The organism is Novosphingobium sp. ERN07 (genome assembly GCF_012641335.1).
In the GTDB taxonomy this organism is placed as follows: domain Bacteria; phylum Pseudomonadota; class Alphaproteobacteria; order Sphingomonadales; family Sphingomonadaceae; genus Novosphingobium.
Window position 1 is genome coordinate 15,172 of sequence record NZ_JABAID010000007.1, and the last position, 15,359, is coordinate 30,530.

Sequence of the window (15,359 nt, forward strand, 5' to 3'; positions counted from 1 at the left end):
TCGCCGATCCGGCGCAGGTCTTGTCGCCTACAGTTCCCGCAAGACCTGCGCCGGTCGGGTGCGCAGCAGGCCCAACGATCCGCCGACAGCCAGCACGATCACCAGCCCCACGCCTGCACCCAGAACGCCCAGAATCCGGGACCAATCGGGCAGCCAGTCGAACTCGAACAGCCATACCACCACAGCCCACGCCACGCCGCTGCCCAGTGCCAGCGCTAAAATGCACAGAAATGCACCTAGAAGCACATACTCGGCCATAAGCAGCACCAGAAGCTGCCTGCGGCTCGCGCCAAGCACCCTGAGAATCACGTTGTCATAGGTCTTGCGCTCGCGCGCGGCAGCGATGGCGCCTGCCAGCACCGCCATGCCCGAGAGCACCGCGACGCTCGCCGCGGCAAGGATCGCCGTGCCCATCTGCGACAGGATTTCGCGCGCCTGCCCTAGCACCGGCCCGATTTCGACCACCGAGCTTGATGGCAGCGCTTTGACCAGCCCGCCAAGGATCGCGCGGCGCACTTCCGGCGTTTTTTCCTTTTGCGGCAAACTGATAGTCGCCGCCAGATTGTGCGGCGCATCGGCAATCGCATTGGGGCTGAACACCAGCACGTAGTTGAAGCCCATGTTCTCCCAATCGATCCGCCGGAACGATGCGATCCTGGCCGAGCGTTCAACCCCCAGAATCGAAACGGAAATTCGGTCGCCCAGCTTCAGATTCAAAACCTTGCTGAGTTCATCGTCCACCGAAACCAGCGGCTCCCCGGCGTAATCCTTGGGCCACCATGCGCCCGCCGTCAGCATATTGCCCTGCGGCACTTCGTCGGCATAAGTCAGCCCGCGATCTCCGCGCAAAGGCCAAGCGTTTTCAGGGATTTCCTTGAGATCAGCCACCCGCGTCATCGCGCTTTCGGGACCATAGGCGACGATGCTGCCGCGCAACGCGGGCACCTCGCGCAGGTCTGCACCGGGTGCAGCGGCCTTTACGATAGCGTTGAAATCGCGCACTTTTTTCAAAGGCAGATCGAGCACGAAGTAATCCGGCGCCTTGTTCGGCACCCGCTGCGCGATATTGCCATCAAGGCTGGTCTGCACGCCTGCCAGCAGCACGAAGGCCGATAGGCCGAAGCCCAGCGCCACCACCAGCGCTGAAGTTTGCGCGCCCGGCCTGTGCAGGTTCGCCAGCGCCATCCGCGCAATCGTGCCTTTGGGCTTGGGCATCCGCGCCGCCAGCCGCTGCACGCCCCAGCCGAGCGCGGAAAGCAGCAAGAACAGCGCCGCCGCGCCGCCCAAAAAACCCGCCGCAAGCAGCTTTTGCGGTGCGGTCAGCACTGCCAGCGCAGCGATTCCGCCAAGGCCCAACGCCACCGGCAGCACCGCCCCGCGCCAGCCGCCCGCCAGCGGGCTGACCCGCGCGCGCATCAGCGCCATCGCCGGAAAGCTCCGCGCCCGCACCAAGGGCGGCGCGGCAAAGGTCAGCGCGATCAGCGCGCCGTATGTTGCGGCGATGGCCAATGCGGCAAAGTCCAGCACCAAGCCCGGCTCGATTGGCAGCAACCCTTGCAATGCCCGGCCCAGCAAGGGCGTGACGCCCACGCCGATTACCAGCCCTACGCCAATCGCCAGCGCCGATGCCGCCGCCAGTTGCAGCAGATATATCCGTGCGATGTCGCCACTCGACGCGCCAAGAATCTTGAGCGTGGCAATGCTTCCCCGCCGCGCCTCAAGGTAGGAATTCACGCCGTTGCCGATGCCGATCCCGGCAATTGCCAGCGCCGCCAGCGCCACCAGCACCAGAAACTGCCCCATGCGCGAAACGAAGCGGTCCAGCCCCGGTGAGGCCTTTTCGCGCGTGCGCACTTCGTATCCGGCGAGCGGGAAGCGTTCCTTGATGCTATTACCCAGCGCCACCGCATCGGCGGATGCAGGCAGTTTCAGCCGCAGCTTGCTGCGCACCATCGATCCCGGCTGCACCAGCTTCGAAGCATCAAGCGCCGCCTTGCTCACGATCACCGTAGGGCCGAGCGAGAAACCCTCGACCAGCCGATCCGGCTCCGATCCGATCACCCCGCCAACGGTCAGAACAGCCTCGCCAATGCGCAAGGAATCTCCGGCTTTGACGTCAAGACGGTCAGCCACGCCCGACGCGATCCACGCGGTCATGCCCTGTGGCGCGCCTGCCTGCCTGCCGCCTGCCAGCGTAAACCGCCCGTAAAGCGGCCATTTTGCGTCCACCGCCTTCAGTTCTACAGGCGTTGTCCGCGTATCCGCACCCGGCACGCGCGCCATAGCCTGCAACCGTGCACCTTCGGAAAGCTCGCCCAAAGCCGCAATCGCCGCGCGTTCTTCCGGCGCGGGCGCGCGCGCAGCCAGCGTGAATTCCAGATCCGCACCGAGCATCTCGCGCCCGCGCGTGGCCAATTCGCGCTCTATGGCTCCGGTCAGCGTGCCGATGGCCGAAAGCGCCGCCGTGCCCAGCACAAGGCACACCAGCAACAGACGCAACCCCTTGAACCGCCAGTCCAATCCGCGCCGGGCCAGCCGCCATGCGGCGCTCCACGACAGGTTCATGCCGACACGCTGCCCGCGCTGTCTGCCACGATCTGCCCATCGGCCAGCCGCACGATGCGTCCACAACGCGCCGCCAGCGCCTCGTCATGCGTCACCATGATGAACGTCGCCCCGGCATCACCAGCGCGGGCAAAGAGCAGATCGGCAACGGCCTCGCCAGTGGCATGATCGAGGTTTCCGGTCGGCTCGTCAGCAAAAAGGATGGCAGGCTTGGGTGCGAGTGCGCGGGCAATTGCCACGCGCTGCTGCTCACCGCCCGAAAGCTGCGCCGGATAGTGGTACAGGCGATGGCCAAGGCCCACGGCCACCAGTTCCGCCTCTGCCCGTGCCATCGCATCGGCCATGCCCGCCAGTTCCAACGGCGTTGCCACATTTTCCAGCGCGGTCATCGTTGGCAGCAGGTGGAACGCCTGCAGCACGATGCCGATGCGCCCGCGCCGCGCAGCGGCAAGCCCATCTTCGTCCAGCGCCGTGAAATCCGCGCCCGCAACCGTCAGTGTTCCGCCGCTCGCGCGCTCAAGGCCTGAAAGGATCGCCAGCAACGACGATTTGCCCGATCCCGAAGCGCCGAGCAGGGCCAAGGCCTCACCCGGCATGACGGCAAGGTCGATGCCGCGCAGAATCTCCACCCGCGCCTCCCCGGAACCGAGCGACAGGGTAAGGGCGGAAGCGGCGATAACCGGCAGAGAAGAACTTGTCACAGGCCTCACGTGGCATAGATTGGTTGCAGCGTGCAACCGGCACTTGGGTGCGCGCCAGAGGAGTTTCAATGCGCCGCGCCCCCCTGATCGCCGCCTTTGTTGGCCTTACCCTGCTCTCTGCCTGTTCGTCGGAGAAGCCGCCAGAACCGGAAGCCAGCCCCACTGCGCAGGCTTCCACAGCGCCTGTTCCCGCTGGCGCACCCGTCATTCTGGCCTTCGGCGACAGTCTTTACGCGGGGTACAACCTGAAACCCGGCGAAGGTTATCCGCCCCGATTGGAAGCCGCGCTGAATGCAGGCGGGACTGCGGCGCGTGTCATCAACGCCGGCGTTTCAGGCGATACGACCGCCGCCGCCCTGCAAAGACTGGCCTTCACGCTCGACAATCAGCCGGTGAAGCCCGCGCTGGCGCTGGTCGGCCTTGGCGGTAACGACATGTTGCGCGGATTGCCGCCTGAGGAAACCCGCGCCAACCTCGACGCGATCCTGACCGAGTTCGACAATCGCGGCATTCCGGTTGTGCTGACGGGAATGCTCGCTGCGCCGAACCTCGGCGCAGACTATGCCGCGCGGTTCAACCCGATCTGGCCGGACATGGCGAAGAAGCACAAGGCAGGCCTTGTCCCGTTCTTTCTGGAACCGGTGATCGGCAACCGCGCCCTTATGCTGGGCGACAATATCCATCCCAATGCCGAAGGTGTGAACAGAATCGTTTCCGCCACACAGGTTCAGGTAACCGACGCGCTGAACAAGGCGGTTGAGGCTGGGAAATAGAACTGTCCTACAGCACTCGGCACTGTCAGGATCGCGCGATGTTCACCCGCAGCCCTTCCACCTTGAAAAGCCTTGCCGACCGGGCCATTGCGCCCGCTCACCGGGGCCTGAACGTTTCCTCTCCGGACCGTGTAAACTGTGTAAACTTGTTCAAGGAAAGGCTGCGCTGAATGAACGGATTGAGCCATATCGATTCGGTAGGCACGGCCCGCATGGTCGACGTCGGCGGCAAGGCGGAAACGCAGCGCGTGGCCATTGCACGCGGCGCGATCCGTATGAGCGCCGCCACCTTGCAGGCCGTGCGCGATGGCAATGGCCCTAAAGGCGATTTGCTTGGCCCCGCGCGGATCGCCGGGATCATGGCGGCAAAGAAGACCGGCGATCTGATCCCGCTGTGCCATCCGCTCGCGCTCGATGCGGTGAATATCGACTTTGCCTTTACCGACAATGGCGTGGAATGCACCGCCACCGCCTCGCTCACCGGGCGGACCGGGGTAGAGATGGAGGCGCTGACCGCCGTCTCGGTGGCGCTGCTGACGGTCTATGACATGGCCAAGGCGGTGGACAAGGGCATGGTAATCGAAGGCGTGCGACTGATCGAGAAGCACGGCGGCAAATCCGGCCTGTGGCGCGCGGAAGGCGCATGAGGACGCCGCCTCTTCCCCTTGCCGAAGCGCAAGCGCGCCTGCTGGCACTCGCCCCGACGCTGCCGGTGGAACATCGCGCGGTGGGCGAATGCCTCGGTTACTACCTTGCCGAACCGCTGCGCGCGCGCCGCACCCAGCCTGCCGCGCCGCTATCGGCAATGGATGGCTATGCACTGCGCAGCGCCGATCTGCCCGGCCCGTGGCGCGTGATCGGGGAAAGCGCGGCCGGGCATCCTTTCGACGGAAGCGTTGGTGCAGGCGAAGGAGTGCGGATCAGCACGGGCGCTATCGTGCCACCCGGTGCCGACATGGTGTTGTTGCAGGAAGATGCCACGCGCGAAGGCGATGCAGTGCGACTGACTGGCGAGCCACCCGCCCCGCCAGAGCGGCACATCCGCCCGGCAGGCATGGATTTCAACGCGGCGGCTGACCTGATTGCCGCGGGCACGCGCATCGGCCCGGCACAGATCGCGCTGGCCATCGCCGGCGGGCACAGCCATTTGCCGGTGCGGCGGGGCTTGAAGATCACCGTGATCGACAGCGGCGACGAACTGGTGCCGCCCGGACATCTGCCCGACCAGCATCAGCTTCCCGCCAGCAACGGCCCGATGCTCTGCGCGATGGCCGCGACCTTGCCCGTCGACATTCGCCACCTTGGCCCCATCCCAGATCAGCTTGATGCGCTGGCAACCGCGCTGGAAAGCGCCGGCGATGCAGACATAGTGGTGACCAGCGGCGGTGCTTCGGTTGGCGATCACGATCTGGTCCGTCCCGCTCTTGAAGCGGTGGGTGCAGCGATCGATTTCTGGCGTGTCGGGATCAAACCGGGCAAGCCTCTGCTGGTTGCGCGGCGTGGGGAACAGATCATTCTGGGGCTGCCGGGCAATCCCGCGTCTGCGTTTGTCACCGCATTCCTGTTCCTGCTGCCGCTGTTGCGCGCCAGCCTTGGCGCAGAAACGCAGCTACCGCGTGCCATTGCGGCGAAGTTGGCGGGGCCGATGGCCAAAGGTGGCAGCCGTATGGAGTTCCTTCGCGGCGTTTGGGATGGCGTGCAGGTGACGCTCGACCCCCTACAGGATTCGGGTGCGCTTTCACCGCTGGCGCGCGCCAATGCGCTGGTCGTGCGCGAAGCGGGCGCGGACGCGAAAGCGGCGGGAACGGATGTTCCGATCTACCTGCTCGAAAATGGCGGTTTTGCTTGACGAGTCGTGATTGGTTGCTTATCCGTTCCGCATTCGTTCACTCGCGGAGGAACCGCCAATGTTGACGCGCAAGCAGCACGAACTGCTGACCTTCATCCAGGTCCGACTGGAAGAAACCGGCATTTCCCCCTCGTTTGAGGAAATGAAGGAAGCGCTCGATCTCAAATCGAAGTCCGGCGTTCACCGCCTGATCTCTGCGCTTGAGGAACGTGGCTTCATCCGTCGCCTGCCCAACCGCGCCCGCGCGCTCGAAGTGCTGCGCCAGCCTGACAGTGCCGTCAGCAAACCTGCTGCGGCTGTCCGCGAAGCGGCAAACGCGAATGCAGCGCTTGCTCCGCTGCGCAGCCTGCCCAAGGCTGCACCTGCCCCGGCGAACGACGTGATCGAACTGCCGCTGCACGGCAAGATCGCGGCGGGCGTGCCGATCGAAGCGCTGGAAACCACGGCCACCCTGCCCGTTCCCGCAGCGCTGCTGGGCGCGGGCGAACATTACGCGCTTGAGGTTTCCGGGGATTCGATGGTCGAAGCGGGCATCTTCGATGGCGACTATGCCCTCGTCCGCAAGACCGACGTTGCCCGCGATGGCGAAATCGTGGTGGCACTGGTGCGCGGCGAAGAAGCCACGCTCAAATATCTCCACCGCGAAAAGGGCATGATCCGCCTCGATCCGGCCAACGCCTCGTACGATCCCCAGTTCTACCGGCCCGATGAAGTCGCGGTTCAGGGCAAACTGGCGGGGTTGTTGCGCCGATATCATTGAACGATCCCGCCCCCGCCAACAGTGGGGTGCGCGATCCGAAATCGAAGGCCGTCCGTCAATGCTACGACGGGCGGCCTTTTTCATGTCTCTGCATTCGTTATGGCAAATATCAATCTATTTGGTTGAGATTCTTCTGGCGCCGACAGCGCGCTGGGTGTAGTTTCCATTGTTACCGAATGCCCCACAAGGGGCGCCCCTTCCGGGACGGCCTGCCATCAGATGGGGCGTCGGCAATGGAAGAGGTATTGCCAATGGCTTATGTTGTTGAAAATACAAGGCGCACCCAGACCCAGACGTTTGTTGCGGTAGCGCTCCTCCACGGTGTCGCGATATGGGCGATTGCATCCGGCTTTGCCAGCGGGGTGGTCAAGATCATCAAGGATCCTTTCCTTGCCCAGCAGTGGAAAGACGACGAGGTTAAGATCACCCCCATCGCACCTCCGCCCGACGCCAAGCCGGTTCCAGCCCCCGATATCAGCCCGCGCGTAGCGCCCAAGGCTGACATCACGCTGGTGCCAGTCGATCCCGGTGTTTCGATCAAGCCCATCGATATCACTCCCATCGAGCCAATCGGCGGTGGCACGATCTTGCCGCCCGAAGTGCAGCCATCGCCCTCCCCCAGCTATGCAGTGCGGGCCGCTGCCCCAAAAGGATCGCCGGGGTCATGGGTTTCGGATCGCGATTATCCGACCGCTGCCATTCGTGAAGAGCGCGAAGGGTTGACGGCATTCCGGCTGACCATCGGTGCCGACGGGCGTGTCCAGGGGTGCGAAGTGACCAGATCAAGCGGTTCGCCCGATCTCGACGCGGCAACCTGCAACAAAGTGAGCGCACGCGCCCGCTTCATCCCGGCTCTTGGCAGCGACGGTATGCCGACAACCGGCAGCTACAGCAGCTCGGTCCGCTGGGTCTTGCCCTGAACCTTGTGGCCGGTATCAGTCCAACTGGCCTGATTCCGGCCATCGATACCACCCGTGCCGCCCTTGCGTTTCCGCAACGGTCCGTATCTTTCCCGTCGCAAGGTTGATTGAAAGTCCGCTCGTTTTCGAAAGGAAAACACGGTCGGCCTTGAGCATCTTTGGGCGGCAGGAAAACGGCAGGCGGCGGTCGGCCACCACGATATCGGCGCGTTCACAGGCAGCGGCCAGCGCCATGTCATCAACATAAGCGCGGCTGCGAGAGATCAGCAGTTTGAAGCGTTTGCCATGACGATAAAGCCTGACCACGCAGAAATCTTCGCTACAGCGTGCGCCTGACCATTCGGCCATCGGGCGCAAATCGCCTTCCATCCCGGCGAGTTCGAGCAGATTGTCGCGCATGTAATCCCCCCGTCCCATGCGCAGGACGATCAGATCGTCACCCTCGCCCGTAATGCCCACATGGTGGCCATCGCCGGTAATCAGCACATCGGGCGTGGAGGTGAGGATCATCGCTGCCACCGAAAAGCTGGCAGGCAGCGCGCCCCAGAGACGGACCTTGCCAGTCCACAGCGCCAGCCAGAGCATTCCGGCAATGAACAGCATGAAAGTCCAAGGCGCGACGGCAGGTAGCATGGTGACCGCGCCGGGCCTTGCAGCAACGAAATGCGCGAGCGCAAGGAGCAGTTCGAGGCTCTTGCCCGCAAGCCACCATGCGGGCGCACCAAAGCCAAGGCTATCGAGCAGCAAGGCCAAACCGATCAGCGGCATCGTGACGAACGTGGTCAACGGAATGGCGATGACATTGGCCAGCGAACCATAAATGCCCGCACGGTGGAAGTGAAACAGGCCGATGGGCATCAGGGCCAGTTCGATGACCAGGCCCGTTGCCAGCAGCAGGATGAGATTGCGCGCCAGCTTTACCAGCGGTCCGTGGTGTTCTGCGGTCAAGAAGCCACGCACCGGGGCGGCCGAATGGAACGCGATGATCGCGATCACGGCGGCAAAGCTCATCTGGAAGCTGGGGCCGAGCACAGCTTCGGGCCAGAACAGCATGACCACAAGCGCCCCCACCGCGACCATGCGCAGCGACAGCGGATCGCGCCCGAGCGCCAGTGCGACAAGCACCAGCAGCGCGCCGATGCACGAACGGATCGTCGGCACTTCAGCACCGGTCAGCAGAGTATAGGCAATGCCTGCGAGCGCCCCCATCAGCGCAGCCGCAATGGGCACGCGGACGCGCAAGGCGATCCACGGGATTGCCGCCAGCAGCCGCGCGACAAGGACGTAAACCGCCCCCACCAGCGCGCTGACGTGAAGGCCGCTGATCGACAGCAGATGCGTCAAGCCCGCATCGCGCATCGCGTCTTCGTCGGCCTCGGCAATAGCGCCGCGATCGCCGCTGGCCAGCGCGGCGGCGATCGTGCCGGGCGATCCGCCAAGCTGGGCGCGCACGTGATCTTCAAGCCCCCGCTGAAGCCCGCGCAGCGTTGCGCCTTGCGCGGAAGGGCGCACGACAGTGACATTGCCCAACGCGGTGCCGGTGGCGGCAAGACCATCGAACCATGCAGTGCGAGCAAAGTCATAGGCCCCCGGCAGCATGGGCGCGGCAGGTGGCATCAGCCGGGCGCGCAGCCGAATCTGCGCACCTTCGACGATTGCGGGCGCATCCTTGATCTGCCGCAGGTTAACGCGAACGCGCACCGGATCGGCAAATTCAGGCAGACGCGCAAGCAGGAGCAGGCGCGCACGCCCTTTGGCTGGTTCTTCGCGCCGTTCGAGAACCCTGCCATCGAGCATGACGACCGAAGGGCCTGCAATGCCGGGTTGGCCGACAAGCGTCGACTTGATCCACACAGTTGCGGTGCCTGCTGCGAACATGATCGACAGGCCGAACAGCGCAAGCCGCACGTGCGGAATGCGCGCTTCGTTCAGCCAGGCGAGCGCCATCAGCGCGGTGGCCAGCGCCGCCAGCAGCAGCGCGATCCAATCCGTCTGCGTTGGCAGGGCCACCCACGCCACGATCCCGGCGGCAAAGGCCACCACCAGCCACAATCCGCGTTCGAACGGATGGGCATCAAGGAACCGCTCCCCGCCTGCAAGCAAGTGGCCATCAAGCACGCTGGACAATCGCGCCCGTATGGCCCAATGCCGCGCTCGTCCGGCCGGGGCGGTGCCCGGATCGGCGGCGGGAAAATCTGCCGCAGGTCCATCTGCTGCCGGGGACGCCATGACATTCAAAGCAAAGGAAAGCGCGGCCAATGGCAAGCGCCACTGACACCGTTTCTGCAGTATCGCGCCCCGAAGGCCGGGTGGTTACGCGTTTTGCGCCCTCGCCCACCGGCTTTCTGCACATCGGCGGCGCGCGCACCGCGCTGTTCAACTGGCTATATGCTCGTCATCATGGCGGCACCTATCTGCTTCGCATCGAGGATACCGACCGGGCACGGTCGACCGATGCAGCCATCGATGCCATTTTCGATGGGTTAAACTGGCTTGGTCTTGGCGGGGACGAGGAACCGGTGTTCCAGTTCGCCCGGTCTGACCGTCATGCCGAAGTGGCGCACCGGATGCTTGAAGCCGGTCATGCCTATCGCTGTTATCTGACGCAGGAAGAACTGGCCGCACGGCGCGAACAGGCACAGGCCGAAAAGCGTCCGTTCCGCATCGATAGCGAGTGGCGCAATGCCACGCCGGACCAGTGGCCGGAAGAGCAGCCCTATGTCGTGCGCGCCAAGGCCCCGCGTGAAGGCGAAACGACGATCGGCGACAAGGTTCAGGGATCGATAACGGTCCAGAACAGCGAACTCGACGATTTCGTGATCCTGCGTTCCGACGGCACGCCGACCTATATGCTCGCCGTGGTGGTGGACGATCATGACATGGGCGTTACCCACGTGATCCGGGGCGATGACCACATCAACAACGCTTTCCGGCAACTCGTTGTCATCCGTGCGATGGACGCCATCGAAGGCGGTTGGCCCGATCCGGTCTATGGCCATATTCCGCTGATCCACGGCGCGGACGGCGCGAAGCTTTCCAAACGCCACGGCGCGCTGGGCGTTGATGCCTATCGCGATGAGCTGGGGCTGCTGCCCGAAGCGGTGTTCAACTATCTGCTGCGACTGGGCTGGGGCCACGGCGATGAAGAAATCATCAGCCGCGATCAGGCGGTGGAATGGTTCGACATCGGTGACGTGAACAAGGGCGCGTCGCGGTTCGATCTGAAGAAGCTGCTGAACCTCAACGGGCACTACCTGCGTGAAGCCGACGATGCCAGACTGGCATCGCTGGTGGCACCGAAACTGGCCGTGCTGGAGCCGGGCTTCGATGCCACTTCGGGCATGGACCTGCTAGCGCGTGCAATGCCCGTGCTCAAGGTGCGCGCCGCAGATCTCAATGAATTGGCGGCTGGCGCGGTGTTCCTTTTCGCGCAGCGCCCGCTGCCGATGGCCGAGAAAGCCGCCGCTCTTCTGACCGACGATGCGCGCGCGATCCTGACCAAGGTCGCATTCCGGCTTGAGGGCGAAAACGGCTGGACAACCGAAAATCTGGAGGCCACGGTGAAACAAATGGCCGAGGAGCTTGGGATAGGCTTGGGCAAAATTGCTCAACCGTTGCGCGCAAGCCTGACGGGACAGACTACCTCGCCGGGAATTTTCGACGTATTGGCGCTGCTCGGCAAAGACGAGTCGCTTGCGCGCATTCGCGCACAAGCGGTTTGAGCCGGGTAAGCAATTGCAAAGCAAAGACAAACAGGAGGGTTAAGGCGTGAGCGATAACCAGGCTTCTTTGACGGCGGGTGGCACCACCCTTGATATGCCGGTCAAGAGCGGCACCATCGGCCCGGATGTGATCGACATCCGCAAGCTCTATGGCCAGACCGGCATGTTCACCTATGACCCGGGCTTCACCTCGACGGCGAGCTGCGATTCTGCCCTCACCTATATCGATGGCGACGAAGGCGTGCTGCTGCATCGCGGCTACCCCATCGGCCAGTTGGCCGAGCATTCCTCGTTCATGGAAGTCAGCTACCTGCTGCTCAACGGCGAACTGCCGAGCAGCCAAGAACTGGCCGATTTCAGCCGCACGATCACCCGCCACACCATGCTGCACGAACAGCTTGCCACGTTCTATCGCGGGTTCCGCCGCGATGCGCACCCGATGGCGATCATGTGCGGCGTGGTTGGCGCGCTTTCGGCGTTCTATCACGACAGCACCGACATTTCAGACCCGCAGCATCGCAAGATCAGCTCGCACCGTCTGATCGCCAAGATGCCGACGATCGCGGCGATGGCGTACAAGTATTCGGTCGGCCAGCCTTTCGTCTATCCGGACAACAAGCTGTCCTACACCGGCAACTTCCTGAAGATGACCTTCGGCGTGCCGGCTGAGGAATATGAAGTGATCCCCGCCGTCGAAAAGGCGATGGACCGCATCTTCATCCTCCATGCCGACCACGAGCAGAACGCCTCGACCTCGACCGTGCGTCTGGCAGGCTCTTCGGGCGCGAACCCGTTTGCTTGCATCGCCGCCGGCATTGCCTGCCTGTGGGGTCCTGCGCATGGCGGTGCGAACGAAGCCGCGCTCAACATGCTCAAGGAGATCGGCACGCCCGATCGCATCCAGCACTACATCGATCGCGCCAAGGACAAGAACGATCCGTTCCGCCTGATGGGCTTCGGTCATCGCGTCTACAAGAACTACGACCCGCGCGCGACCGTGATGCAGTCAACCGTGCGCGAAGTGTTCGCCGCGCTGAACGTGCAGGACCCGCTGTTCGAAACCGCGCTTCGCCTTGAAGAGATCGCGCTGAGCGATCCCTACTTCGCCGAAAAGAAGCTGTTCCCGAACGTGGACTTCTATTCGGGCATCATCCTTTCGGCCATCGGTTTCCCGACCACGATGTTCACCGTGCTCTTCGCTCTTGCCCGCACCGTGGGCTGGGTCGCGCAGTGGAACGAAATGATCAGCGATCCCGGCCAGAAGATCGGACGTCCGCGCCAGCTCTATACTGGTCCGACGCAGCGCGATTACGTGCCGCTGAGCGAACGTTGAGGTAGTGAAGCGCGGAGTGAGGTCTGTGCCCGGTTTCTGAAGAGAAACCGGGTGGGCCAGCTCTACACCGGTCCGACGCAGCGCGATTACGTGCCGCTGAGCGAACGTTGATAAACTGACACGATACAGGAGGCCGCGATGACGACAATTCTAAGGATTATCGGCATCGCGGCCCTTCTTATGGGCGCGCTGTGGACTGGTCAGGGACTGGGCCTGATCATGTGGCCCGCGTCGAGCTTCATGCTGGCGCAAACGCAGTGGGCCTATATTGGTGCGGGCCTGATGGCGCTGGGTGTGTTGGCGCTATGGCGGGCGAACAAACGCCGCTGAACGGATGCCGTTAGCCGAGCGCTGACATCTGCGCCCTATTGTCGGCAGGCAAACACAGCACAAAGCGCGCGCCGCCGCCCTGTGCACTTTCTACCGAAAGCTCTCCGCCCATAGCGCGTGCCAGCTTTCGCGAAATGTAGAGACCAAGCCCGCTACCGCCATCACCGCTGCGGCCCAGGCGTTCGAACTTTTCAAACACGCGCGCAGCCTGTTCGGGGCTGATACCCTGCCCTTCGTCAGCTACGGCAATCCATGCCAGCCCTTGTTCGAAACCGGTCTCGATGCGCACGGTGGTATGCCCCGGCGTATAGCGGATGGCATTGCCGATCAGGTTGAGCAGGATTTGCAAGACGCGGCGAAATTCGCCCACGGCGGGGGCCAGCGCACTTTCGGGCGGCAGCGCCAGAGTAATGCTGCGTTCCTGGGCGCGCACGCCCAGAATGCCCGCCGCGCGCCGCGCGCAATCGGCAAGGTCGATGTGATCCGGCGCGGGGGCGAAATGCTCGTCCTCGACCGTTTCGAGATCAGCCAGATCCTCCACCAGCGAAAGCAGGTGCCGCCCCGCCTCGGCAATATCGCCCGCATAGCCGACATAGCTTTCGGCAATCGGCCCGGCGAGGCGTGTGCGGATCGTTTCAGCGTTGGCGACGATACGATTGACCGGCACCCGCAATGCAGGTGCAAGGTTGTGGCCAAGCAGGCCTTTCCAATCGGGCTGCGCCATCGCAACCTGCGGCGTTTCCGGGATAACAGACGCAGGCACCGGAGGCACGGTTTCCGCCACCAGCAGCACTTCGAAGCCGCCGCCACGCAAGGGGAGCAGCCGGGCCTTCCAGCGTCGTACCGAACCTTCGATGCTGACCGATGCGTCATCCAGCAGCCGCCAATGCAGCGGCAAGTGATGGCTGCTGCCTTCTACGGCCAGCAGATCGGTCCAGTAGCGGCCAAAGCCCTGATGGATCGCCTGCGCCAGAAGATGAAGATCGGAGCCATCGACAAGGCCCGAAATCACGCGCTGTTCGGCATCAAGCACAATGTGCGCTTCGGCCAGTTGGCGCAGCAGGGCGATAGCGTCAGGACCATTGCCGTCCGCTGCCCATGCACCTGCGGCAAGGCGCCATTCGGTAATCTCGATATGGGCGCCATCATCCTGCGCGCTGGCGTGGGCACGGAAAGACAGCGGCTGCGCCTCATCCTCTACCGCGATCATCGCGCCGAGCGAAAGGCCGGTCGAACGCGCCTTGCGCACAAGTGCCAGCAGCGCCGGAATGGCGATCACGCCGGGATAGGCACCGCCAAGCCGCACTTGCAGCCCGGCCAGCGCCTCGTCAGCTTCGACCAGACGGTCTGCCCCATCGGTACGGGCGCGGATAGGCCCTGCGGCGGTCATGGCGTGCTGGGCCGCATCATGCTGAGCCATCTCATGCTTGCACGCCCGCCAGGGCATTGGCCAGCAATGCAGCCGCCCGTTCGGCATCGAGGCCTTCGATTCCGCTGGGCACGGCAATTTCGGGGTGAAGCGCGGCGAACGTGGCCACCACACCGTCGCGGCGCACACCAGCGGCAACCAGCGACAAAGCAAGGCGCGGCATCTGGCTTTCGGTCGTGCTCATGATCGCCGTTTCGCGGGCGAGCCGCGAAGCGCTGGCCAGTGCGGTCAGAAAAAGTGCGGCGCCGCCATGATCGATACGAAGCGCGCCGGCACGATCAGCGCCCAGCACCTTGACGATGTGATCGAGCAGATCGAGCCGCGACGCAGCCACGGAGCGGCGTTGACGCAAGACCAGTTCTGCCTGTTCGGAGGCGGCCTCTCCGGCAGCATCGCCGGCAACATAGGCCTTCATCGTGGTCAAAGCGACTTCGTGAAGATCGGCTGGCAGTTCCGCCAGCGGAATTTGCATCCGGCGCACTTGCTGGCCGAACCGGGCCTGTGCCGCCAGTAGGTTCATGCCGCGCGCAGCCAGATCGGGATCGGGCGAAGCGATGATATCCTGAAGCAGCGGGGTGAGTACAGGATCGATGGCGAGCCTGCCCTGCAACTTGTCAGTCAACTGCCATTCCACCGCCAGCATATGCAGATGATAGAGCAGCGGTTGGCTGGCGCCCAGCATTTCGGCAAGCCCCGGCCCCGCTTCTCGCGCCCAGGCCGCGGCATCGGCGTGGCCCGCCGCCTCGCCCATTGCCTGTACAAGCTGGCGCGCCACATCGGCAAGCATGCCACGAACCCGCGCGATGATTTCGTCGCTGAAAATAGAGCGGTCGTCGTTCTGCAACAGGTGTCGCAGAATCGGCCCCATATGGTGCATGGCCTGATCGGCATGGACCAGATCTCGGCGCAGCAAGTCTTCGATCGCTTCGGGATCGAAACCCGCAGAAAATGTCCCAGCAGATGCAGTCGTGGCCATG

The 15,359-nt window shown here is 63.9% G+C and carries 13 protein-coding genes; 8 read left to right on the forward strand and 5 right to left on the reverse strand.

All coding sequences use genetic code 11. The annotated features are described in order from the left end of the window. Positions 1-27: 27 nt before the first annotated feature. Both HGI47_RS11185 and HGI47_RS11190 read right to left on the reverse strand, forming a co-directional pair. A complete protein-coding gene (locus HGI47_RS11185) occupies positions 28-2,565 on the reverse strand; it encodes an ABC transporter permease (RefSeq protein ID WP_168852859.1) in 2,538 nt (845 codons plus the stop codon). Next, a complete protein-coding gene (locus tag HGI47_RS11190) occupies positions 2,562-3,266 on the reverse strand; it encodes an ATP-binding cassette domain-containing protein (protein ID WP_168852860.1) in 705 nt (234 codons plus the stop codon). Before HGI47_RS11190 ends, HGI47_RS11185 begins: the two co-directional genes overlap by 4 nt. A gap of 68 nt (positions 3,267-3,334) precedes the next feature. On the opposite strand from HGI47_RS11190, the gene HGI47_RS11195 reads away from it, so the two are divergent. From HGI47_RS11195 to HGI47_RS11215, 5 genes are all read left to right on the forward strand, one after another. Further along, positions 3,335-4,039, forward strand: a complete 705-nt coding sequence (locus tag HGI47_RS11195; protein WP_168852861.1) for an arylesterase — start codon at positions 3,335-3,337, stop codon at positions 4,037-4,039. Between the two features lie 170 nt (positions 4,040-4,209). After that, on the forward strand, positions 4,210-4,686 hold the full coding sequence (gene moaC, locus HGI47_RS11200; protein ID WP_168852862.1) for a cyclic pyranopterin monophosphate synthase MoaC: 477 nt from the start codon (positions 4,210-4,212) through the stop codon (positions 4,684-4,686). Continuing rightward, on the forward strand, positions 4,683-5,888 hold the full coding sequence (locus HGI47_RS11205) for a molybdopterin molybdotransferase MoeA (protein WP_168852863.1): 1,206 nt from the start codon (positions 4,683-4,685) through the stop codon (positions 5,886-5,888). The genes moaC and HGI47_RS11205 overlap by 4 nt, the downstream gene beginning before the upstream one ends. Positions 5,889-5,946: 58 nt before the next feature. Continuing rightward, complete coding sequence (gene lexA / locus HGI47_RS11210) at positions 5,947-6,648, forward strand: transcriptional repressor LexA (RefSeq protein WP_168852864.1); 702 nt, start codon at positions 5,947-5,949, stop codon at positions 6,646-6,648. 251 nt (positions 6,649-6,899) lie between these two features. Next, a complete protein-coding gene (locus tag HGI47_RS11215) occupies positions 6,900-7,568 on the forward strand; it encodes an energy transducer TonB (RefSeq protein WP_168852865.1) in 669 nt (222 codons plus the stop codon). Positions 7,569-7,583: 15 nt separating this feature from the next. Here HGI47_RS11215 and HGI47_RS11220 read toward each other — a convergent pair whose 3' ends face one another. Continuing rightward, on the reverse strand, positions 7,584-9,797 hold the full coding sequence (locus HGI47_RS11220) for a ComEC/Rec2 family competence protein (protein WP_168852866.1): 2,214 nt from the start codon (positions 9,795-9,797) through the stop codon (positions 7,584-7,586). A gap of 29 nt (positions 9,798-9,826) precedes the next feature. Between HGI47_RS11220 and gltX the strand changes: the two genes are divergently transcribed. The 3 genes from gltX to HGI47_RS11235 all read left to right on the forward strand — a co-directional run bounded on the left by gltX (position 9,827) and on the right by HGI47_RS11235 (position 12,953). Further along, positions 9,827-11,290, forward strand: coding sequence for a glutamate--tRNA ligase (gltX, locus tag HGI47_RS11225; protein ID WP_168852867.1), 1,464 nt, complete (start codon positions 9,827-9,829; stop codon positions 11,288-11,290). 46 nt (positions 11,291-11,336) lie between these two features. Continuing rightward, positions 11,337-12,623, forward strand: a complete 1,287-nt coding sequence (locus tag HGI47_RS11230) for a citrate synthase (protein WP_168852868.1) — start codon at positions 11,337-11,339, stop codon at positions 12,621-12,623. A 138-nt stretch (positions 12,624-12,761) separates the two neighbouring features. Beyond that, complete coding sequence (locus HGI47_RS11235; protein ID WP_168852869.1) at positions 12,762-12,953, forward strand: hypothetical protein; 192 nt, start codon at positions 12,762-12,764, stop codon at positions 12,951-12,953. A gap of 10 nt (positions 12,954-12,963) precedes the next feature. Here the strand turns inward: HGI47_RS11235 and HGI47_RS11240 are convergent, their stop codons facing one another. Both HGI47_RS11240 and HGI47_RS11245 read right to left on the reverse strand, forming a co-directional pair. Further along, complete coding sequence (locus HGI47_RS11240; protein ID WP_240950138.1) at positions 12,964-14,373, reverse strand: HAMP domain-containing sensor histidine kinase; 1,410 nt, start codon at positions 14,371-14,373, stop codon at positions 12,964-12,966. Position 14,374: 1 nt separating this feature from the next. Beyond that, positions 14,375-15,358 (reverse strand): hypothetical protein, encoded by a 984-nt coding sequence (locus HGI47_RS11245; protein WP_168852870.1) that lies wholly within the window; start codon positions 15,356-15,358, stop codon positions 14,375-14,377. Position 15,359: the final 1 nt, after the last annotated feature.